Here is a 20,479-nt window from a genome sequence, read left to right as displayed (position 1 = left end):
TCCTACGTGATCGATTGCTGAATGTGCAGCGTCGATAGATGGAGAAAGAATCATGCTGACTCTTCGCAAAGCCTCCGATCGTGGTGCAGCCGATCATGGCTGGTTGAAATCCTTTCACACCTTTTCCTTTGCCGGCTATCGCAACCCGCAGGAACAGGGCTTTTCCGACCTGCTGGTGATCAACGATGACCGTGTCAGTTCAGGCAAAGGCTTCGGCCAGCATCCTCACCGGGACATGGAGATCTTTTCCTACGTGCTGGAAGGCGCGCTGGAACACAAGGATACGCTGGGCACCGGCTCGGTGATTCGCTCTGGCGACGTGCAGTTGATGAGCGCCGGCACCGGTGTAGCGCATAGCGAGTTCAACCACTCGCACACCGAGGGCGTGCATTTTCTGCAGATCTGGATCGTGCCGAATGTTGCAGGCGCGACGCCCAACTACCAGGAAAAGCATTTCAGCCCCGAGCAGAAACGCGGTCGCTTGCAGTTGATCATTTCGCCGGAAGGCGAGAACGGTGCGCTCAACGTGCGCCAGGACGCTCGCGTGTATGCCGGCCTGTTCGATGGCGATGAAACCGCCACCCTGGAGCTGGCAGCCAACCGCTATGCCTATGTGCACGTTGCCCGTGGCAGCGTGGTGCTCAATGGCGAGCAACTGGGCGAAGGGGATGGCGTGCGTGTACGCGACGAACAGACGCTGAGCCTGAGCGCAGGGGTTGACGCAGAGGTGTTGGTGTTCGACATGCGGCCAAATGAATTGCCGCAGATGCCTTGAGCCTGAAACGAAAAAACGCCGCTCTTAATAGAGCGGCGTTCCTTTATATAACGTTAAAAACCCGTGACGTTAAAATATCTGGCTTAAAACGCACAAACAAAAACGCCGCTCTGTTGAGCGGCGTTTTTGTGAATTTGGAGCGGGAAACGAGACTCGAACTCGCGACCCCGACCTTGGCAAGGTCGTGCTCTACCAACTGAGCTATTCCCGCAATATGGCGTCCCCTAGGGGACTCGAACCCCTGTTACCGCCGTGAAAGGGCGGTGTCCTAGGCCACTAGACGAAGGGGACACTGCCTGAAACACCATGGTGTGTGTTTCAGTTCCAGACATCATCCGAAGACGTGTTCTGGTTTCACTCAACCCTGCCCTAAGGCAAAGCTGCTTAAAATTGGAGCGGGAAACGAGACTCGAACTCGCGACCCCGACCTTGGCAAGGTCGTGCTCTACCAACTGAGCTATTCCCGCAATGGCGTCCCCTAGGGGACTCGAACCCCTGTTACCGCCGTGAAAGGGCGGTGTCCTAGGCCACTAGACGAAGGGGACACACGTACAACATTCACTACTTATTTGCGCTACGCTGTGTGCTTTACGCTGTAAGTGGCGCGCATTCTATGGATGGATTGAGGGGTCGTCAACCCCCATGTGAAAATTTATTGAAATCAATAACTTCGATGCCGTTCGGACGCTGACCGACTGTCGCCAGGCGCGCGGCCGATCAATCTCCCCTCATCTATATAGAACAGATGCCGACAAACTCCGAGAGGGACATCTATGCGCAGTAGTGCTTAGCCACTACACTCGCACTAAAACTAATTGAACGAATGAGGTTTGCACAGTGACTCCACTCATGATCACGCTGATGGTAGTAGCAGGTATCGCACTGCTCATCGCGATCGGCTACCTGAATCACGTCGCTGAAAACGGCAAACTGGAGAAGGCTCGCACCAAGGTCGAACTCGGCGATCGCCTGCGTCGCTGCAGCGAGATCACTGAAGTGTTCCCGGGTCAGCTGATGTCACCTGCCTTGAAGCTGTTGCTGGCGCGGCTGGAGCTGAACGTCGTGCAGCGCATGCTGAACATGGAGAAAGGCAACGCTCAGCTCAAGCACCGCATCGGCGAACTGGAACAGCAGATTGCCAAGGGCGAGGGCATCGAGATACCCAACCCGGTCACACCGATCCAGACCGAAGCCAAGGCCAAGGATGTGCGGTTTCTGCTGGAAGCCCTGCATGGTCAGGTAACGCGCGCTGCACATGACGGTTTTCTGCAGACCAGCGAAGCGAAACACTGGATCCGTGAAATCCGCACGATTCTGGTCAACCTGCACATCGAATTCTTCAACAACCTTGGCCAGACCGCACTTTCTCAGGATCAGCCAGGTCAGGCACGTCTGGCATTCGAGCGCGGCGTACAGTATTTGCGCAACCAGCCGGACCCGGTTACTTATCAACAGCAACTGCTGGCGATGGAAAAACAACTGGCCCGTGCCAACTCGGTAGTGTTGACCAACACCGCACCGACCGAAGACGACGACAACGCACTGACTGAAGGCCTGAAGCAGGACGACACCGAGTCGGAATGGAAGAAGAAAGTCATCTACGATTGATGACTGCCCCGCCGCTGCCGGAATTGTGCTCCGGGCAGCGGCCGGCCGGCTCAGCAGTCGGTCGATGCCAGAAAGATCGCCGCAAGACGCTCGATACCCGCCTGATCCCCTTCGTTGAAACGCCCCACGCTCGGACTGTCCAGGTCCAGCACACCGATCAGACGTCCCTCCTTGATCAGTGGCACCACCAACTCGCTGTTCGATGCGCTGTCGCAGGCGATGTGTCCGGGAAACTCGTGAACGTCCTGAACGCGCTGGGTTTGCCGACTTTGCGCGGCCGCCCCGCAAACGCCCCGGCCGAAAGGAATGCGTACACAGGCGATCTGACCCTGAAACGGCCCCAGCACCAGTTCTTCGTTGCGATTGAGGTAAAAGCCCGCCCAGTTCAGATCATCGAGCTGGGTGTAGAGAAACGCCGAGAACTGCGCCGCATTGGCGATGAAATCGCGCTCGTCGGCCAGCAGTGCTTCCAGTTGTGCGGCCAGCAAACCATAGCCGTCCAGGCCAGCGCCGGTGTTTTGCAAATCAATCATGTGTGTTGCTCCAACAATTCAAGTCCTACCCAGTAACGTGCAAATTGATAGGCGCAGCGGCCATTGCGATTGCCGCGCGCGGTTGCCCAGCGAATCGCGGCTTTTTCCAGGTTTTCGTCGCGCTGCCACTGCAATCCGGCTTTTTGCGCCAATTGCGTGATCCAGTGCTCGACCACGTTCAGATAATGTTCCTGAGTGAACGGATAGAACGACAGCCATAGCCCGAACCGGTCAGACAAGGCGATTTTGTCTTCGACGGCCTCACTGGGGTGCAGTTCACCGTCAACGTGCTTCCAGTCAACGTTGTCACTTTCCTTCTCGGGCACCAGGTGACGACGATTGGAGGTCGCGTACAGCAGCACGTTGTCTGGCGCCTGCTCCAGCGAGCCGTCGAGCACACTCTTCAGGACGCGATAATCACCCTCGCCCGACTCGAACGACAGGTCATCGCAGAACAGCACGAAACGCTGCGGCAGCTTGTGCAGTTGCTCGACCACACGCGGCAAATCACCCAGATGGTCGCGTTCGATCTCGATCAGACGCAGCCCGGCCGGGGCGTACTCGGCCAGCAGCGCGCGGATCAAGGATGACTTGCCGGTGCCGCGCGAACCCCAGAGCAAGGCGTGGTTGGCAGGCAGCCCGTCGATGAACTGGCGGGTGTTGCGCCCCAACTGATCGCGCTGCAGGTCGACGCCGATCAGATCGGTCAGGCGTGTATCCAGGCTCACTTGCAACGGCATCAGGTAACCGCTGCGGCCTTCTCGCACCCAGCGCGCGGCCAATGCCTGCGACCAGTCAACCGGCTCGCGCAGCGCTGGCAGCAACGGCTCCAGTCGGGCCAGCACGGCGTCGGCGCGCTGCAGAAAAGCATCCAACCGAGAATCCACGGGATCTCCTTATATTTAACTGATTAGTCAGCGGTGCCGATCGGCTATGCTTGGCCGGCACCGGGCACCAGAAGTGGCAGTACTCATGGATATATCGCTCAAAAACAGGCTGTCGTTCAAGCAGGCGCGCCTGGCTGTATCGATCGGCTTCGTGCTGGGGACCTTGCTGAGCCTGTTCCAGATAGCAATCGATTATGCCAGCGAAGACGCTTCCATCAATCGTGAAATCAAGTCACTGCTGGAAATCATCCAGAACCCGGCGTCGCGCATCGCCTACAACATCGACTCCGAGCTGGCCCAGGAACTCACACTCGGCCTGCTGCGCTCCCCTGCCGTGGTCAGCGCCAGGCTTACCGACAACAACGACGCTGTGCTCTCCAGCGTCGAGCGCCCGATGGCCACCGGGCGTTATCGGGTGTTCAGCGACTGGCTGTTCGGCGAAAGCCGGCAGTTCCAGGAAAAGCTGCACCTCAATCACCTGCCCAATGAAACCATCGGCACACTGTACCTGACCGTGGACACCTTCGCGTTCGGCAGCCATTTTCTGCAACGCGCTGAAATCACCCTGCTCAACGGCTTTGTGCGCAGCCTGGCGCTGGCCGGGATTCTGACCATTCTGTTTTACGCGACCCTAACCAAGCCGCTGGTGAGGGTGATCCGCGAATTGAGCAGTCGCGATCCGCGTAACCCTGACCAGGGCAAAATAACCTGCCCGCCCTACCATGCCCAGGATGAAATCGGCGTGCTGGTCGAGACGTTCAACCGTCAGTTTGAAACCATGAGCAGCGAGTTTTCCAGGCGACGCGCGGCCGAGGACCGGCTGACCGACCACCTTAACGAACTGGAAAACATTGTCTCGGCGCGCACCAACGAGCTCAAGGCCAGCAACCTGCGCCTGCGCGAGTCCAACGAGGAACTGCAGATAGCACGCAGCACGGCGCTGGACATGGCCCATGCTCGCTCGGCGTTTCTGGCGCACATGAGCCACGAGATTCGTACACCGCTCAACGGTCTGCTGGGCATGCTGGCACTGTCGCTGGACAGTCCGCTGGGTGCCGAACAGCGCCAGCAGCTGATGATCGCCCACGACTCCGGCAAGGTGCTGGTCGAGCTGCTCAACGATATTCTCGACATGTCCAAGTTCGATGCCGGTCACCTGGAGATCGAGCGCATTCCTTTCGACCTGGGGATGTTGATTGAGGACACCGCCAATCTGCTGTCGCAGAACGCAGCCCCCAGTGTGGAGCTGACCTGCCTGATCGCGCCGGACTTCCCGGCCATGGTCACCGGCGATCCGACCAGGGTGCGTCAGATCGTCAGTAACCTGCTGTCCAACGCCCTCAAGTTCACCCGTTTCGGGCGTGTGGATGTGCGTCTGACTCACCATCGGGACGCCAGCTCCGGTGAAAACCGGGTGCGCATCGAAGTCCGCGACACCGGCATCGGCATTGCGCAGGACGCCCAGACCCGAATCTTCCAGCCGTTCACCCAGGCTGAGACGGCCATCACCCGCCAGTACGGCGGCACCGGACTGGGCCTGGCGCTGACCAACAACCTCTGCGAGGCCATGAATGGCACGTTGAGCATCCAGTCGCAGTCCGGTTTCGGCAGCCAGTTCTGCGCCGAGCTGCCGCTGCCGGTCCACGTGCCTGCGGTCACTCAGACCCCGCTCAAGGGCCGGGTGACGGTGGTCAGCTCGGCAGGCAGCGGACTGGTGGAGCTGCTGGGCAGTCTGCTGCCGTTCTGGGGGGTCGACCTCAAGCGACGCAGCATCGACGATCGCGCACAAGCAGTGGACCTCGACGGCAGTTCCGATCTGGTCATCACCGACTGTCCCGAATGCCTGTTTACGATTCGACCCACGACGCCCGTGCCGATCCTGCTGGTGACCGCCTATGGCAACTTCATGCCTGGCGAACAGGTTGCCGCCCTGGCCCCGCTGCAACAGCAGGCCCGACCACTGGCGCGCAATGCGCTTTACCACACGCTGCGGCGCATACTGGGTCAGGAAGAAACGGGGCTCAAGGACACACAGGCTCCCGAACACACTGCGCCACGTCTGGCGCGGGTGTTACTGGTAGAGGACAACCCGGTCAATCAGCTGGTCGCCAAGGGCATCCTCGGCAAGCTGGGTTGCGAAGTGATCATCAGCAGCCATGGCGGCGAGGCCCTGGAACAGCTGGAACAAGGCCATTTCGACCTGGTATTGATGGACTGCAACATGCCGGTCATGGACGGCTATGAAGCCAGCCGCCAGATCCGCAGCAGTGGCCGCTGGCCGAACCTGCCGATCGTTGCCCTTACCGCCAATGCCATGCCCGATGAACGCGAGCGCTGCAAGGCGGCAGGCATGAATGACTATCTGGCCAAGCCGTTCCGGCGCGCCGAACTGGTCAGCATTCTGGATCAGTGGATACCCATTACTGGTATCGACTGAAGGCTCAGCGCAACAGCGCCTCGATCTCGCCCGTCAATTCCTCAGGCTTGGTCAATGGCGCAAAACGCTTGACCAGCCGACCATCCTGGCCAATCAGGAACTTGGTGAAATTCCACTTGATGCGCTCCGTACCCAACAACCCCGGAGCCTGCTGCTTGAGCTGCACGAACAGCGGATGGGCCTGCTCGCCGTTCACATCGATCTTCTTGAACAGCGGGAAGCTGACGCCATAGTTCAGCTCGCAAAAGCCGGAAATCGCCCCCTCGTCGCCTGGTTCCTGCTTGCCGAACTGGTTGCAGGGAAAGCCCAGCACCACCAACCCCTGATCCCGGTAGTCCTGCCAGAGCTTCTCCAGCCCTTTGTATTGAGGGGTAAAGCCACATTTGCTGGCCGTGTTGACCACCAGCAACGCCTTGCCGGAAAAATCAGCGAGGGTTTTCTGTTCGCCCTTGATCGTCGTGACCGGGATGCTCAGCAGGTTTTCACTCATCAAAGGAGGCCTCGATACTGGAATTGGGACAGGGCGTTGGCTGAATCTGCACAGAGCCTGTTAACGCGGCACCAGATCCAGGCAGACCGAATTGATGCAATAACGCAGTCCGGTCGGTGGCGGCCCATCCGGGAACACGTGGCCCAGGTGCGCATCACATTTGGCGCAGACCACTTCTGTACGAATCATGCCGTGGCTGATATCGCGAACCTCGACCACCGCACTGCCCTCCAGCGGCGCATAGAAGCTGGGCCAGCCGCAGCCTGAATCGAACTTGGTGGTGGAATCGAACAGTGGCTCCTCGCAGCAGATGCAGTGATAAATGCCGTCTGTCTTAACCTTGTCGTACTTGCCGGAGAACGGCCGCTCGGTGCCTTTAAGACGGCAGACGTTGTACTGCTCCGGGTCGAGCATCTGCTTCCACTCTTCCAGCGTTTTTTCCAACTTTTCCACAGGTACACCTCCGAATTCGAAAAACCCTGATCTGTACCTTTTCCGCAGATCAGGTGGCACGTATCATTGCGCCAGGTCAGACGTCAGTCTGGCACCCGCGTTTGTCGTACACAAACCCATTTTCATGGCGAATGTAGCGACCTTCATTGCAAGCCGGCGACAGCTCGTCCATTTTCGGGATCATCACCATGCAGTTCAACAAATCGAACAAGCTCGCAAACGTCTGCTATGACATTCGCGGGCCGGTGCTCAAGCACGCCAAACGCCTGGAAGAGGAAGGCCATCGCATCCTCAAGCTGAACATCGGCAACCCGGCACCGTTTGGTTTCGAGGCGCCGGACGAAATCCTGCAGGACGTGATCCGCAACTTGCCGACTGCGCAGGGCTACAGCGACTCCAAGGGTCTGTTCAGCGCCCGCAAGGCGGTGATGCAGTATTACCAGCAGAAGCAGGTCGAAGGCGTCGGCATCGAAGACATCTACCTGGGCAACGGTGTGTCCGAGCTGATCGTGATGTCGATGCAGGCGTTGCTCAACAATGGCGACGAAGTGCTGGTTCCGGCCCCCGACTACCCGCTGTGGACCGCTGCTGTCGCGCTGTCCGGTGGCAGCCCGGTGCATTACCTGTGCGACGAGCAGGCCAACTGGTGGCCGGATCTTGAAGACATCAAGGCCAAGATCACCCCGAACACCAAGGCCATGGTTATCATCAACCCGAACAACCCGACAGGTGCGGTGTATTCGCGCGAAGTACTGCTGGGCATGCTGGAGCTGGCCCGCCAGCATAATCTGGTGGTGTTCTCCGACGAAATCTACGACAAGATCCTCTATGACGACGCAGTGCACATCTGCACCGCCTCGCTGGCGCCGGACCTGCTGTGCCTGACCTTCAACGGCCTGTCCAAGTCGTATCGGGTTGCGGGCTTCCGTTCCGGCTGGATCGCCATTTCCGGGCCGAAACACAACGCGCAGAGCTACATCGAAGGCATCGACATTCTGGCCAACATGCGCCTGTGTGCCAACGTGCCGAGCCAGCACGCCATCCAGACCGCGCTGGGCGGCTATCAGAGCATCAACGACCTGATTCTTCCCCCTGGCCGCCTGCTGGAACAGCGCAACCGTACCTGGGAACTGCTCAACGACATTCCCGGTGTCAGCTGTGTGAAGCCGATGGGCGCGCTGTATGCGTTCCCGCGCATTGACCCGAAGGTCTGCCCGATCCTCAACGACGAGAAGTTCGTCCTCGACCTGCTGCTTTCCGAGAAGCTGCTGGTGGTCCAGGGCACAGCGTTCAACTGGCCGTACCCTGACCACTTCCGCGTCGTGACCCTGCCCCGCGTCGATGAGCTGGAGCAGGCCATTGGCCGCATCGGTAACTTCCTCAAGGGTTATCGGCAGTAAACAGCCAGCCCCCCTCTCGCCTGACCTCTCTGCCCCGACCCGCTCGGGGCAGTTTATTTCTGCGTGCCTGAAACATCATGAACGCCCTGCTACAAACGCTTCAGGCATCGACCGCTCTGGCTCAGGCGCCGTTCAGCCTTGCGGGATTACCATTGATTGCGACAAGAGGACACAGTTTGAAATAGTCCCTCTGTTGAATAGCAGCAAGCATCACCTTATATACCCGGCATCGAGTTACATATTTACCTGAGGAGAACGTTTCGACCATGATGCGCATTTTGCTGTTTTTGGCCACTAACCTTGCGGTCGTGCTGATTGCCAGCATCACCCTGAGCCTTTTTGGCTTCAATGGGTTCATGGCGGCCAACGGGGTTGATCTGAACCTCAATCAGCTGCTGGTCTTCTGCGCTGTGTTCGGTTTCGCGGGCTCGCTGTTCTCGCTGTTCATCTCCAAGTGGATGGCGAAGATGAGCACCGGTACTCAGATCATCAGCCAGCCTCGCACTCGCCATGAGCAATGGTTGCTGCAGACCGTTGAACAACTGTCCCGTGACGCGGGCATCAAGATGCCGGAAGTCGGTATTTTCCCGGCGTACGAAGCCAACGCATTCGCCACGGGCTGGAACAAGAACGACGCACTGGTTGCGGTCAGCCAGGGCCTGCTCGAGCGCTTTTCGCCGGATGAGGTGAAAGCTGTACTGGCGCACGAGATCGGCCACGTTGCCAACGGCGACATGGTGACGCTGGCGCTGGTGCAGGGTGTGGTGAACACCTTCGTGATGTTCTTCGCCCGCATCATCGGTAATTTCGTCGACAAGGTGATCTTCAAGACTGAAAACGGTCAGGGCATCGCTTACTACATCACGACGATTTTCGCCGAGCTGGTACTGGGCTTTCTGGCCAGCGCAATCGTCATGTGGTTCTCGCGCAAACGCGAATTCCGCGCTGACGATGCCGGTGCACGACTGGCGGGCACGGACGCGATGATAGGCGCGCTGCAACGCTTGCGTTCCGAACAGGGCGTCCCGGTGAACATGCCCGACAGCCTGACCGCTTTCGGTATCAACGCCGGTCTCAAGAAGGGCCTCGCCGGCCTGTTCATGAGCCACCCGCCGCTGGAGCAACGCATCGAGGCCCTGCGCCGCCGCGGTTGAATCAGATGGTCGCACCCACGCTCCGCGTGAGACGCTGGTTTTTCTTTGTCAGGGGAAATGAGGTTCGACTCAGGTCACCTTTTCGCCCCTCGGCGACCTACTTTGATGGGGCCAAAGTAGGCAAATCCCCTCGCTCCTGTTTCCGGCCCGACTTCGTCGGGTTCCTTCGCCCTGTCACTGATCCGGGGGTCGCCGCAACGGGCCATCCATGGCCCAGACTGTGTAAAAAACCAAGGTAAACCTTTGCTATGATTCCCCAGGATTTCATTGCAAGGGTTGCCCATGAAACGCTTCATTCAAGGTGAACACCGAGGTCAAAGTACCTTGCTTCCCGAGAGTCTCGACGATTACGTCAGCGACACCAATCCGGTGCGCGTTGTCGATGTCTTTGTGGATGAGCTCGACCTGATCACCTTGGGTTTTGAAAGCGCTGTCCCCGCTGAAACGGGCCGACCTGCCTACCATCCTGCAGTCATGCTGAAGATCTACATCTACGGCTATCTCAACCGTATCCAGTCAAGCCGACGCCTTGAGCGCGAGGCGCAGCGCAACGTCGAGCTGATGTGGTTGACCGGTCGCCTGATGCCGGATTTCAAGACCATCGCCAATTTTCGCAAAGACAACGCAAAGGGCATTCGAGGAGTCTGTCGGCAGTTTGTCGTGCTGTGTCAACAATTGGGGCTTTTCTCGGAACATTTCGTTGCCATCGATGGCAGTAAATTCAAGGCGGTCAATCACCGCGACCGCAATTTCACCAGTGCCAAACTGAAGCGTGGGATGGAAGAGATTGAATCAAGCATTGCCCTTTATCTAAAGGGGTTGGATGCGGCTGATCGGGAAGAGCCCAAGACCGCAGGCCCCAAGAGCGGCCTAGAGGAGAAGATCGCCAAATTGAAGGAGCAAATGAAGGCGTTGCAGACCATCGAGGTACAGCTTGAAGAATCCCCGGACAAACAAATTTCTCTGACCGATCCGGACGCGCGCTCAATGATGAGCAGTGGAGGAAAAGGTATCGTGGGTTACAACGTACAGACCGCGGTGGATACCAAGCACCATTTGATCGTCGCGCACGAGGTGATCAATGTGGGTCACGACCTTGATCAACTTAGTTCGATGGCCCAGCAGGCCCGTGAGGTGATGCAAGTCGAATCGTTGTCGGTGGTGGCGGACCGCGGGTATTACAAAAGCGGAGAAATCCTGGCCTGTCACGAGGCAGGGATCACAGCTTATGTACCAAAAACGCTGAGCTCGCGGGCCAAATTTGATGGTCGCTTCGGCAATGACGAGTTTGTTTACGACGCGGACAACGATGTGTACGTCTGCCCCGCCAATCAAGTGCTGATCTGGCGCAACTCTTACATCGACAAGGGCAGGAAGCTGGACGTTTACTGGCGCTCCAACTGCCAGGCCTGCTCGATAAAGGCGCAATGCACACCGGCCAGAGAGCGAAAAATTCGGCGCTGGGAACATGAGGCAGTACTGGAAGAAATGCAGGCCCGCCTGGCTAACGCGCCGCAGGTAATGACCATCCGCAAGCAGACCGTCGAGCACCCCTTCGGGACTCTCAAGCAGTGGATGGGTGCAACGCATTTTCTGACGCGACGGCTTGGCGGAGTGAGCACCGAAATGAGTTTGAACGTGCTTGCTTATAACTTGAAGCGGGTAATGAACATCCTCGGCACGCAGAATCTTGTAAAAGCGCTGGCGGCTTGAAAAGCCTCCATTGCGCCCGATAAACGGGGCTGTAAAGCGCTATTAACGGCCTTGAGGGCGGATTAGAGCGATGGCAGGACTTTCAAGGCGTTTCGGCTAGCCAAGTATCGTCTGCGCTACGCGCAGCCGATACTTGGGCTGGTTTTTACACACTCTGGGCCCGGTGCGGCTAACTCGGCGTCCTGCCGAGTTACCCCCGGATCAGCGCCAAGACTCAGCCGTCACTAACGTCGCAATTTGCGTCGTCAGTGCGATCGCGATAAAAAAGCGCTCTTGTGTGCAGTGACTATAGACAAGGCATGACGTTGTGCTGCCTCCAAGAATTGACTCAACGCACAGCAACGGAAGTGAGAGTCGGGAGGCCTGCGCTCTCAGAGTTACAGACGCTCCAACACATAAACATGCTCATCCATACGCTCCAATCCGGCCCTCAACCCCTTGGCACTGCTGTGCAGCGTATCCTGCCCACCAACCTTGGTGACCTCCCAGTTCCCTGACATGACCCTCTGCAGCCATGTGTGCGGGACGGAGAATGGCGGGCCTTCAAGCAGGGCCTGGTCGTATTCCAGGGTGATCAGTAAACCGCTGCACGTCTGCGGCATCAGCGCTTCAAGGTGCTGCACATAGCGTTCACGCATGTCCGCTGGCAAGGCGATCAGCGCGGCGCGGTCGTAAAACGCCGTGCAATGACCGATATCGCGCACAGTCAGCGCGAAGAAATCACCGCACCAGATTTCGATACCCGGCACTGCGTAGACCTTGAAGTCGCCCTGCGACGTGATGTGCGGCTGCTCACCACGCTCGGTGAAATAACGCTCTACCGCCGCCTCGGAAAGCTCGGCGCCCACCACGTGATACCCCTGCCCGCTCAGCCAGCTCATGTCCTGGCTCTTGCCACATAACGGCACCAGAACCCGCGCCCCTGGCGCAACCCTCAACGAGGACCAATATTGCTGCAGGTCCTTATTGACCTCTGACTGGTGAAAGCCGATCTGCCCGGCACTCCAGCGCTGCAGCCAAAAATCCGCCTGCATGAAACCTCCTGAAAATTCGATAAAAAAGCGCCAGAACTTATATTAGATTTAGATCATAAAAATGACCGACTATGAGTCATCCCACTATTCTGGAGCTTTAAATGTTCCCCAGCCTGTTTATTTCCCATGGCTCCCCCATGCTGGCGCTGGAACCCGGCGAAAGCGGCCCGGCTCTGAAGCGACTGGCTGCCAGCCTGCCCCGGCCTCGCGCCATCGTGATGGTGTCTGCCCACTGGGAAAGCCATGAACTGATCGTCAACGGCAATCCACAACCCGAGACATGGCATGACTTCGGTGGCTTTCCAGCCGAATTGTTTGCAGTGCAGTACCCGGCGCAAGGGCTGCCGGAATTGACGCGCACGGTGGTTGATCTGCTTGCCGCCAGCGACCTGCCTGCACGCATCGACAGCAGACGCCCGTTCGACCACGGCGTCTGGGTGCCGTTGTCGCTGATGTACCCGGACGCCGATATTCCGGTGGTGCAGGTTTCGCTGCCCAGCCGCCAGGGGCCGCAATTGCAGACCCGCGTGGGCCGGGCACTGGCCAGCTTGCGTGAACAGGGTGTGCTGATCATCGGTTCAGGCAGCATCACGCATAACCTGCGTGACCTTGACTGGAACGCCGGCCCCGACAGTATCGAGCCTTGGGCTGCCGCGTTTCGCGACTGGATGATCGACAAGCTGCAAAACGACGACGAAGCCGCACTGCACGATTACCGCAGCCTCGCTCCTCACGCGATTCGAGCGCATCCCAGTGACGAGCACCTGCTGCCGCTGTATTTCGCACGCGGCGCTGGCGGTGTCTTCGGCATTGCCCATCAGGGCTTCACCATGGGCGCGCTCGGGATGGATATCTATCGGTTCGGGTGAAGCCAATAGCGCCAACCTGCCCGAATTCAAGGCAAAAAAATCCCCGAACCAGTCGGGGATTTTTTATTGGCCGATCAGCTCAAGAGCCGATCAGTCTTCGCGATAGCGACGCAGCTTGAGCTGCTTGCCAGCAACACGGGTGTCCTTGAGCTTGGTCAGCAGACGCTCAAGACCATCTTCCGGCAGTTCGACCAGGCTGAAGCTGTCACGAACCTGGATACGGCCGATCGCTTCGCGGGCCAGGCCGCCTTCGTTGAGAATGGCACCCAGCAGGTTCTTGGCAGCGATACCATCACGCGCACCCAGCGCGGTACGGCAACGAGCACGACCTTCGGCCAATGGAACCGGCGCACGACGCTCACGCTCAGGACGGTCACCACGGTCGCTGCTGCGCTCTGGACGATCACCGCGCGGGGCGTTGTTCGGAACCAGTGGACGCTCGCGCTCGATAGCTGCCAGGGTCAGTGCCTGACCGTTGGTAGCCTTGCGCAGCAGTGCAGCGGCAAGAGCGCGAGGGCTGCAGCCGATGTCGGCAGTCAGACGATCGAGCAGATCACCGTGAGTCGACTCGGCATCAGCGACCAGAGGCGACAGGCTGTTGGTCAGTTTCTTGATGCGCGCATCCAGAACGGCCTGGGCATCCGGCAGGCGGACTTCCGCAACCTTCTGACCGGTAACACGCTCGATCACTTGCAGCATGCGGCGCTCACGAGGCGTCACCAGCAGCAGGGCGCGACCTTCGCGACCGGCACGACCGGTACGGCCGATACGGTGAACGTAGGACTCTGGATCGTAAGGCATGTCCACGTTGAATACGTGGGTGATACGCGGAACGTCAAGACCACGGGCAGCAACGTCGGTCGCCACAACGATGTCCAGACGGCCATCCTTTAGGGATTCGATAACGCGCTCGCGCTGGTTCTGGGCGATGTCGCCGTTCAGTGCGGCAGCCTTGTAGCCTTTGGCTTCAAGAGCGCTGGCCAGATCCAGGGTGGCCTGCTTGGTGCGGACGAACATGATCAGGGCGTCGAAGTCTTCGACTTCCAGCAGGCTCAGTACGGCCGAGGTCTTCTGGTCAGCGTGAACCAGCAGGTGAGCCTGCTCGATCGCGGTAACGGTCTGGGTCTTGGTCTGGATCTTGACGTGCTTCGGATCGCGCAGATGGCGTTCGGCGATGGCACGGATCGACTGTGGCAGCGTGGCCGAGAACAGTACGGTCTGGCGGGTTTCAGGCATGGCCTTGAAGATGACTTCGAGGTCGTCCATGAAGCCCAGCTTGAGCATTTCGTCCGCTTCGTCGAGAACCAGGTGGTTCACGGTCGCCAGGACTTTCTCGTCACGACGCAGGTGGTCACAGAGACGGCCCGGGGTAGCGACAACGATCTGTGCGCCGTTACGGATAGCCTTGAGCTGAGGGCCCATCGGCGCGCCGCCGTAGACCGCTACAACGGTCACGCCCGGCATTTGTTTTGCGTAGGTCTCGAACGCGGTGGCAACCTGAAGTGCCAGTTCGCGGGTCGGGGCCAGGATCAGTGCTTGCGGCTCGCGCTTGCTCGGGTCGATACGATGCAGGATAGGCAGTGCGAACGCGGCGGTTTTACCCGTACCGGTTTGCGCCTGACCAATCATGTCGTGACCGGCGAGAATAATCGGGATCGATTGCTGCTGAATGGCCGAAGGCTCTTCGTAGCCAGTGGCGACGACTGCTGCAACGATATTTGGATGAAGTTCGAGAGCGGCGAAGCCGCCGATTTCCTGGGTCATGGGTCTGCCTCTAGTGCATCCGCAAAGACCCATGCTTCAAAGCTGCGCGTGCCGTGTACGACCTTGAGGTCACCCTGGCTGCTTTGTCGGCGGGGATTTGCGAAAACGTTTGATGAATGGATCGTCCAGGCTAGTCCGTTGTGCGAACAAGCAACCGAAGCTGGCTTCGGGGAACTGCAATACCTTGACGAGGGCCGTGTTAAGGCCGGCGCGCACTATACCGGAAATACGCACCTTGGTGAGTCTTTTTTTACGAAACATTGCGCCATTTTTGAGCGGCGGCAGGCCCTGAGTCCGGGTAGAAGGCCGCCCGATCAGGGCGCGGGCCCGAGATTGCGGGCATTACCGCTTAAACGTTTAATCTATTCTTGCACATGACCGGCATTCCGGCCTTCGAGGTGTGGCGAATTGTCCCACCTCGTTTTCAGCACAATCGACTCAGCTGTCACCTGCTCAGGTGGCAGAACGAATAGCCTTGATCAGCGACGCCAGCGAGTAACCCAGATGCGGCGCAAGTGCCTCGGCTCGTCCGCTCAACGCGTCGATATCCAGCGTCTGATCCAGGTCGGCCGGCACGAGCAGGATGACGTTGCCCTCCTTCACCGGCAGCTCCCAGTAATGGCGATGGTACAAGCCACGCAGCAAGGCGGCCCCCAGCGGCTTGCCGTCGTCGGTGGCCCATTGATTGATGATCAGCCAGCCGCCCGGATTCAGCCGCTGCTGACAGCTCTGCAGGAAATTCCAGGCCAGGTGCCCGACGCCCGGCCCGACATCGGTGTACAGGTCGACAAAGATCAGATCGGCAGGCTCGGCGCTGTCCAGCAGGTCCAGCGCATCGCCGATACGGATATACAGACGCGGATCGTCGTCGAGCCCCATGAACTCCATGGCCAGACGCGGCACATCCGGGCGCAGCTCGATGACTTCCACGTCCTCGAGGGGCAGGAACTTCATGCAGGCCTGGGTCAGCGTGCCGGCCCCCAGCCCTAGAAACAGTGCGCTTTCCGGCGCGTCATGGCACAGCGCGCCGATCAGCATCGCGCGGGTGTAGTCGTACTCCAGCCAGCTCGGATCGGCTGTAAAGGTGCAGCTTTGCTCGATGGCATCGCCAAACTCCAGAAAGCGGTAATCCTCCACTTCCAGCACGCGAATCATGCCGAAGTCGTCGTGGACCTCGGCCAGGATTCGCTCTACGCGCTCACGCTCTTCCGTCATCACCGTTCCTGGTTGTCTGCGCCGAGCGCAAAATACGAATTGTCGGGCAAGCGCACGGCTTTGTCACACGTTGTGGCGTGCGGCGCTGCTCCAACGGTCCGCACCAGACTGGCAGAGCAACGGCGAACTGCTAACATGCCGATCCGATTGCACAACTCTAGAGCCAATAATGAGCCAACCCTGGAGCCCCGACAGCTGGCGGGCACTGCCGATTCAGCAGCAACCTCACTACCCTGATGCCGAGCACCTGCACAGGGTTGAACAAACGCTGGCCAGCTACCCGCCGCTGGTGTTCGCCGGGGAGGCCCGGGAGTTGCGCCGTCAGTTTGCCGAAGTGACCCAGGGGCGTGCGTTCCTGCTGCAGGGCGGCGACTGCGCGGAAAGCTTCATGGAGTTTTCCGCCGCCAAGATTCGCGATACGTTCAAGGTCCTGCTGCAGATGGCAATCGTGATGACGTTTGCCGCCGGCTGCCCGGTGGTGAAAGTCGGACGCATGGCCGGGCAATTTGCCAAGCCACGCTCGGCCAACGACGAAATCATCGACGGCGTGACGCTCCCGGCGTACCGCGGCGATATCGTCAACGGTATCGGGTTCGACGAGAAGAGCCGTGTACCGGACCCGGAGCGCCTGCTGCAGGCCTATAACCAGTCCACCGCCACCCTGAACCTGCTGCGCGCCTTCGCTCAGGGCGGATTTGCCGACCTGCATCAGGTCCACAAATGGAACCTGGACTTCATCGCCAACTCGGCGCTCGCCGAAAAATACAGCCAGCTGGCCGGGCGTATCGATGAAACCCTGGCGTTCATGCGCGCCTGCGGCATGGACAGCTCGCCGCAATTGCGCGAAACCAGCTTTTTCACCGCCCACGAAGCGCTGCTGCTCAATTACGAAGAAGCCTTCGTGCGACGCGACAGCCTGACCAACGATTACTACGATTGCTCGGCGCACATGCTGTGGATCGGCGACCGCACCCGTCAGCTGGACGGCGCGCATGTCGAGTTCCTGCGCGGGGTCAACAACCCGATCGGTGTCAAGGTCGGCCCGAGCATGAATACCGACGATCTGATTCGCCTGATCGACATCCTCAACCCGGACAACGACCCGGGCCGCCTTAACCTGATCGCGCGCATGGGCGCCAACAAGGTGGGTGATCACTTGCCGCAGCTGATCCGCGCCGTCGAGCGCGAAGGCCGCAAGGTGCTGTGGAGCTCGGACCCGATGCACGGCAACACGATCAAGGCCAGCAGTGGCTACAAGACCCGCGATTTCGCGCAGATTCTTGGCGAAGTGAAGCAGTTCTTTCAGGTGCATCAGGCCGAGGGCACTTACGCGGGCGGCATCCACATCGAAATGACCGGACAGAACGTCACCGAATGCATCGGTGGTGCCCGCCCGATCACTGAAGACGGCCTTTCGGATCGCTATCACACGCACTGCGACCCGCGCATGAACGCCGATCAGTCACTGGAACTGGCCTTCCTGATTGCCGAGACCCTCAAGCAGGTCAGGCGCTAAACAGGAAAAACCGGGGCAACTGCCCGCTCAATGCTTGAGCGGGTCGTCCCAGAACGGACGCTCGGCTTCCTGCTGAATATCCGCGCGGCTCAAGCCCAGATCCTTCAGTGTTCCGTCACTCATTTGCGCCAGCAAGTGGCGCTGGCGGTGCAGCTCCAGCCAACGCTGCAGATGACGCTTCAGCACTGTGAGCACCGTGCTCGCCTGCAAACTCCCACCAGCCGTTTCCACCCCTACGCATTGTTTGTGACCTTTCATCATCTTGCCCTCCATGCGGGATGACTGAAGTGTCGCTTCGGGCGTAGGATCAATCCAACGAATGTTCGTTATGCCTTCCATCTGGGAGATTGATGTATTGGCCACTTACCCGAGTATTGATACCGAACTGTTGCGCACCTTCGTGGCGATTGCCGATCACGGTGGTTTCACCCGTGCAGGCGAAGCCGTCAACCGCACTCAGTCGGCGGTCAGCATGCAGATGAAGCGCCTGGAAGAAGACGTTGTGCAGCGCCCGCTGTTTCAGCGTGAAGGTCGGGTGCTGAACCTGACTGCCGAGGGCCAGGTGCTGCTCTGTTACGCGCGACGAATCCTCAAGCTGCACAGCGAGGTGTTCAACACCTTGCGCGAGCCGCACATGATCGGCGTGGTGAAAATCGGCTCGCCGGACGATTACGTGATGCGCTTCCTGCCTGGCATTCTGGCGCAGTTCGCCCAGGCGTATCCGCTGGTTCAGGTGGAAGTGCATTGCGAGCCATCGGACCTTTTGCTGCAACGTCACGACCTGGATCTGACCATTGTCACGCGCAAGCCTGGCACCGAGATCGGCACACTGCTGCGTCAGGAACGTCTGATGTGGATGGAGGCCATCGGCTTTGCCCCGCATGAGCAAACGCCCATTCCCCTGGCGATGTTCAACACCCACTGCTTCTGTCGTGACTGGGCGTGCAACGCGCTGGACGGCGTCGGGCGTGATTACCGCATCGCCTACAGCAGCTCGAGCATGGCGGCGATCACTGCAGTGGTCAGCGCGGGCCTGGCAGTCACCGCGCAGTTCCAGAGCCTGGCCACAGCGGATTTGCGTATCCTTGGCGAGGCGGAACAATTGCCACAGCTGCCAACCGCCAGCATCGTCCTGCTACGCAAGTCTGGAAATCCCTCGCCCATCACCGAATGCATGGCCGATTACATCATCGCCGGCTTCAAACCTTGAGCGCGAGAATGACCGCACAAAGCACCAGAAATACGCAGAACATCAGGCGCAGGGTTCGCTCCGGCAACGAATGCGCCAGCTTCACGCCCCAGCTGATGCTGGCCAGGCCGCCGATGGCCAGCGGAATGCCCATCGACCAATTGACGTGATCGTGCAGTGCATAGGTGACCAGCGTGATGCCGGTGCTCGGTGCCGCCAGGGAAAGCGCCAACCCTTGGGCCACAACCTGAGTCGTGCCGAAGACACTGGTAAGGATCGGCGTCGCCACTACTCCGCCGCCAACACCAAACAGACCACCGGTCACGCCGGACCCGACGCCGAGCAGCCATAGCCACTTTTCATGACGCAATCCGCCAGCGGCCTGCTTGCTGCGCCAATACATCTGCGCAACATTGAATACGGTCAGCACTACCAGAAAACCGACGAAGCCCAGGCGCATGCCCTGCGGGTCGACGCGGACCGCCAGCAGTGAGGTCAACCAGGCAAAAATGAAACTGGGGATGATCAACATCAGCGCATTACGCAGCAGAATCCGGTTGCGCTGGTTGTAACGCCACAAGGCGAGCAACACATTGGGCAGGACCATCAACAAGGCGGTCCCTTGAGCGAGTTGCTGATCCAGACCGAACAGCACCCCGAGTGCGGGAATTGCCACAAGACCACCACCGATACCGAACAACCCTCCCAGGGTGCCCATCGCTGCACCCAGCAACACAAACATCACAATTTCAATCACACTGCGTCCCCACCCGGTCAATGAGCAAATGCTACGCAGTCCTGCTCTGGACCGACACCCGATGACGGCGTTTTTTTCGCGCATCACGCACGATGGCAGCGCCTTGAACGCTGCACGAGCGAAATTATCTGGCGCATTAAAGAGTGCAACACTAAGTTAAACTCATCCGACTGAGTTTGAGGACCTGATATGAGTGCCGACGAAAGCCCGACCCGCTCCGCACCTGCCGATTGCGATTCGCTGCTGCTGGATAACCAATTGTGTTTCGCCCTGTATTCCACCTCGTTGATGATGACCAAGGTTTACAAGCCGCTATTGCAGGCTCTCGGGCTGACCTATCCGCAGTATCTGGCGATGATGGTGCTGTGGGAAAGGGACGGGCTCACTGTGGGGGACGTCAGCACTCGCCTGCTCACCGATCCGGGTTCATTGACGCCCTTGCTCAAGCGCCTCGAAGGTGAGGGCTTCATCAGCCGTACGCGCAGCAAGGAAGACGAGCGGGTGGTGCTGCTCCACCTCACCGCGCAGGGCCGCGAATTGCAGCAGAAGGCCTTGACCGTACCTGGCTGCGTTCTTTCGTCGAGCGGGCTGACCATGGAAAAGCTTCACGACCTGCAAGCCCAGTTGCTGGAACTACGCGGGCACCTGCACCAGAGCCTTTAGCAAAAGGCGTGCCCCCACTCTT

19 protein-coding genes and 4 tRNA genes are annotated in these 20,479 nt (G+C 59.2%); 10 read left to right on the top strand and 13 right to left on the bottom strand.

The genetic code is table 11. The annotated features are described in order from the left end of the window. Positions 1 to 52 precede the first annotated feature (52 nt). Positions 53 to 775 (top strand): pirin family protein, encoded by a 723-nt coding sequence (locus tag LIX91_RS02680; protein ID WP_226487932.1) that lies wholly within the window; start codon positions 53 to 55, stop codon positions 773 to 775. A 135-nt stretch (positions 776 to 910) separates the two neighbouring features. Here the strand turns inward: LIX91_RS02680 and LIX91_RS02675 are convergent. From LIX91_RS02675 to LIX91_RS02660, 4 genes are all read right to left on the bottom strand, one after another. Further along, positions 911 to 986, bottom strand: a tRNA-Gly gene (locus LIX91_RS02675). A gap of 4 nt (positions 987 to 990) precedes the next feature. Further along, positions 991 to 1,066, bottom strand: a tRNA-Glu gene (locus tag LIX91_RS02670). Between the two features lie 100 nt (positions 1,067 to 1,166). Beyond that, positions 1,167 to 1,242: transfer RNA gene (locus LIX91_RS02665), tRNA-Gly, on the bottom strand. A gap of 2 nt (positions 1,243 to 1,244) precedes the next feature. After that, positions 1,245 to 1,320, bottom strand: a tRNA-Glu gene (locus tag LIX91_RS02660). 304 nt (positions 1,321 to 1,624) lie between these two features. Here LIX91_RS02660 and LIX91_RS02655 point away from each other — a divergent pair. After that, positions 1,625 to 2,383: a hypothetical protein gene (locus LIX91_RS02655; RefSeq protein ID WP_080344029.1), complete on the top strand. Its 759-nt coding sequence runs from the start codon at positions 1,625 to 1,627 to the stop codon at positions 2,381 to 2,383. A gap of 50 nt (positions 2,384 to 2,433) precedes the next feature. Here the strand turns inward: LIX91_RS02655 and LIX91_RS02650 are convergent, their stop codons facing one another. Together LIX91_RS02650 and LIX91_RS02645 are read right to left on the bottom strand one after the other, a co-directional pair. After that, a complete protein-coding gene (locus tag LIX91_RS02650) occupies positions 2,434 to 2,916 on the bottom strand; it encodes a GAF domain-containing protein (RefSeq protein ID WP_003418055.1) in 483 nt (160 codons plus the stop codon). Next, positions 2,913 to 3,803 (bottom strand): ATP-binding protein, encoded by an 891-nt coding sequence (locus tag LIX91_RS02645; protein WP_003418057.1) that lies wholly within the window; start codon positions 3,801 to 3,803, stop codon positions 2,913 to 2,915. The genes LIX91_RS02650 and LIX91_RS02645 overlap by 4 nt, the downstream gene beginning before the upstream one ends. Positions 3,804 to 3,888: 85 nt before the next feature. On the opposite strand from LIX91_RS02645, the gene LIX91_RS02640 reads away from it, so the two are divergent. After that, on the top strand, positions 3,889 to 6,240 hold the full coding sequence (locus LIX91_RS02640) for an ATP-binding protein (protein ID WP_100073057.1): 2,352 nt from the start codon (positions 3,889 to 3,891) through the stop codon (positions 6,238 to 6,240). Positions 6,241 to 6,244: 4 nt separating this feature from the next. On the opposite strand, the gene LIX91_RS02635 is transcribed toward LIX91_RS02640, so the two are convergent. Next, a complete protein-coding gene (locus tag LIX91_RS02635) occupies positions 6,245 to 6,730 on the bottom strand; it encodes a glutathione peroxidase (RefSeq protein ID WP_003418059.1) in 486 nt (161 codons plus the stop codon). Between the two features lie 60 nt (positions 6,731 to 6,790). Further along, positions 6,791 to 7,183, bottom strand: coding sequence for a peptide-methionine (R)-S-oxide reductase MsrB (gene msrB, locus LIX91_RS02630; RefSeq protein ID WP_003418060.1), 393 nt, complete (start codon positions 7,181 to 7,183; stop codon positions 6,791 to 6,793). 188 nt (positions 7,184 to 7,371) lie between these two features. Here msrB and LIX91_RS02625 point away from each other — a divergent pair, with 188 nt between their 5' ends. From LIX91_RS02625 to LIX91_RS02615, 3 genes are all read left to right on the top strand, one after another. After that, positions 7,372 to 8,583, top strand: a complete 1,212-nt coding sequence (locus tag LIX91_RS02625; protein ID WP_003314686.1) for a pyridoxal phosphate-dependent aminotransferase — start codon at positions 7,372 to 7,374, stop codon at positions 8,581 to 8,583. 266 nt (positions 8,584 to 8,849) lie between these two features. Continuing rightward, positions 8,850 to 9,737 (top strand): protease HtpX, encoded by an 888-nt coding sequence (gene htpX / locus LIX91_RS02620; RefSeq protein WP_003418061.1) that lies wholly within the window; start codon positions 8,850 to 8,852, stop codon positions 9,735 to 9,737. 282 nt (positions 9,738 to 10,019) lie between these two features. Beyond that, positions 10,020 to 11,450 (top strand): IS1182 family transposase, encoded by a 1,431-nt coding sequence (locus LIX91_RS02615; RefSeq protein WP_226487931.1) that lies wholly within the window; start codon positions 10,020 to 10,022, stop codon positions 11,448 to 11,450. 377 nt (positions 11,451 to 11,827) lie between these two features. Here the strand turns inward: LIX91_RS02615 and LIX91_RS02610 are convergent, their stop codons facing one another. Continuing rightward, positions 11,828 to 12,484 carry a thiopurine S-methyltransferase gene (locus LIX91_RS02610; protein ID WP_226487930.1) on the bottom strand — a complete coding sequence of 219 codons (657 nt, stop codon included), beginning with the start codon at positions 12,482 to 12,484 and terminating at the stop codon, positions 11,828 to 11,830. Between the two features lie 101 nt (positions 12,485 to 12,585). Between LIX91_RS02610 and LIX91_RS02605 the strand changes: the two genes are divergently transcribed. Then, entirely contained in the window at positions 12,586 to 13,353 is a 768-nt protein-coding gene (locus LIX91_RS02605) for a DODA-type extradiol aromatic ring-opening family dioxygenase (protein WP_100073059.1), read from the top strand. A gap of 90 nt (positions 13,354 to 13,443) precedes the next feature. Here the strand turns inward: LIX91_RS02605 and LIX91_RS02600 are convergent, their stop codons facing one another. After that, the gene (locus LIX91_RS02600; protein WP_172452258.1) at positions 13,444 to 15,150 is read right to left on the bottom strand and encodes a DEAD/DEAH box helicase; all 1,707 of its coding nucleotides are present in this window, start codon (positions 15,148 to 15,150) and stop codon (positions 13,444 to 13,446) included. A 420-nt stretch (positions 15,151 to 15,570) separates the two neighbouring features. Then, positions 15,571 to 16,332: a spermidine synthase gene (locus LIX91_RS02595; protein ID WP_003418072.1), complete on the bottom strand. Its 762-nt coding sequence runs from the start codon at positions 16,330 to 16,332 to the stop codon at positions 15,571 to 15,573. Positions 16,333 to 16,501: 169 nt separating this feature from the next. Here LIX91_RS02595 and LIX91_RS02590 point away from each other — a divergent pair, with 169 nt between their 5' ends. Beyond that, positions 16,502 to 17,848 (top strand): class II 3-deoxy-7-phosphoheptulonate synthase, encoded by a 1,347-nt coding sequence (locus LIX91_RS02590; RefSeq protein ID WP_003418074.1) that lies wholly within the window; start codon positions 16,502 to 16,504, stop codon positions 17,846 to 17,848. Positions 17,849 to 17,875: 27 nt separating this feature from the next. On the opposite strand, the gene LIX91_RS02585 is transcribed toward LIX91_RS02590, so the two are convergent. Further along, the gene (locus LIX91_RS02585) at positions 17,876 to 18,109 is read right to left on the bottom strand and encodes a DUF1127 domain-containing protein (protein WP_317135424.1); all 234 of its coding nucleotides are present in this window, start codon (positions 18,107 to 18,109) and stop codon (positions 17,876 to 17,878) included. A 94-nt stretch (positions 18,110 to 18,203) separates the two neighbouring features. Here LIX91_RS02585 and LIX91_RS02580 point away from each other — a divergent pair, with 94 nt between their 5' ends. Next, positions 18,204 to 19,058 carry a LysR substrate-binding domain-containing protein gene (locus tag LIX91_RS02580; RefSeq protein WP_226487948.1) on the top strand — a complete coding sequence of 285 codons (855 nt, stop codon included), beginning with the start codon at positions 18,204 to 18,206 and terminating at the stop codon, positions 19,056 to 19,058. On the opposite strand, the gene LIX91_RS02575 is transcribed toward LIX91_RS02580, so the two are convergent. Then, positions 19,048 to 19,794, bottom strand: a complete 747-nt coding sequence (locus LIX91_RS02575; RefSeq protein ID WP_032703082.1) for a sulfite exporter TauE/SafE family protein — start codon at positions 19,792 to 19,794, stop codon at positions 19,048 to 19,050. The two genes, LIX91_RS02580 and LIX91_RS02575, sit on opposite strands and share 11 nt — an antisense overlap. A 189-nt stretch (positions 19,795 to 19,983) precedes the next feature. On the opposite strand from LIX91_RS02575, the gene LIX91_RS02570 reads away from it, so the two are divergent. Further along, entirely contained in the window at positions 19,984 to 20,457 is a 474-nt protein-coding gene (locus LIX91_RS02570; RefSeq protein ID WP_226487929.1) for a MarR family winged helix-turn-helix transcriptional regulator, read from the top strand. Positions 20,458 to 20,479 lie beyond the last annotated feature (22 nt).

Origin of the sequence: Pseudomonas sp. B20 (assembly GCF_020515755.1) — a bacterium.
GTDB lineage: Bacteria > Pseudomonadota > Gammaproteobacteria > Pseudomonadales > Pseudomonadaceae > Aquipseudomonas > Aquipseudomonas syringae.
Note: the sequence above shows the minus strand (reverse complement) of the source record. Positions and strands in the feature narration are given on the sequence as shown.

Coding starts and splice junctions, on each gene's coding strand:
- htpX (WP_003418061.1), top strand. CDS start 8,850: ATGATGCGCATTTTGCTGTTTTTGGCCACTAACCTTGCGGTCGTGCTG.
- LIX91_RS02680 (WP_226487932.1), top strand. CDS start 53: ATGCTGACTCTTCGCAAAGCCTCCGATCGTGGTGCAGCCGATCATGGC.
- LIX91_RS02590 (WP_003418074.1), top strand. CDS start 16,502: ATGAGCCAACCCTGGAGCCCCGACAGCTGGCGGGCACTGCCGATTCAG.
- LIX91_RS02625 (WP_003314686.1), top strand. CDS start 7,372: ATGCAGTTCAACAAATCGAACAAGCTCGCAAACGTCTGCTATGACATT.
- LIX91_RS02640 (WP_100073057.1), top strand. CDS start 3,889: ATGGATATATCGCTCAAAAACAGGCTGTCGTTCAAGCAGGCGCGCCTG.
- LIX91_RS02605 (WP_100073059.1), top strand. CDS start 12,586: ATGTTCCCCAGCCTGTTTATTTCCCATGGCTCCCCCATGCTGGCGCTG.
- LIX91_RS02650 (WP_003418055.1), bottom strand. CDS start 2,916: ATGATTGATTTGCAAAACACCGGCGCTGGCCTGGACGGCTATGGTTTG.
- LIX91_RS02635 (WP_003418059.1), bottom strand. CDS start 6,730: ATGAGTGAAAACCTGCTGAGCATCCCGGTCACGACGATCAAGGGCGAA.
- LIX91_RS02585 (WP_317135424.1), bottom strand. CDS start 18,109: ATGATGAAAGGTCACAAACAATGCGTAGGGGTGGAAACGGCTGGTGGG.
- LIX91_RS02595 (WP_003418072.1), bottom strand. CDS start 16,332: ATGACGGAAGAGCGTGAGCGCGTAGAGCGAATCCTGGCCGAGGTCCAC.
- LIX91_RS02570 (WP_226487929.1), top strand. CDS start 19,984: ATGAGTGCCGACGAAAGCCCGACCCGCTCCGCACCTGCCGATTGCGAT.
- LIX91_RS02610 (WP_226487930.1), bottom strand. CDS start 12,484: ATGCAGGCGGATTTTTGGCTGCAGCGCTGGAGTGCCGGGCAGATCGGC.
- LIX91_RS02600 (WP_172452258.1), bottom strand. CDS start 15,150: ATGGGTCTTTGCGGATGCACTAGAGGCAGACCCATGACCCAGGAAATC.
- LIX91_RS02615 (WP_226487931.1), top strand. CDS start 10,020: ATGAAACGCTTCATTCAAGGTGAACACCGAGGTCAAAGTACCTTGCTT.
- LIX91_RS02655 (WP_080344029.1), top strand. CDS start 1,625: ATGATCACGCTGATGGTAGTAGCAGGTATCGCACTGCTCATCGCGATC.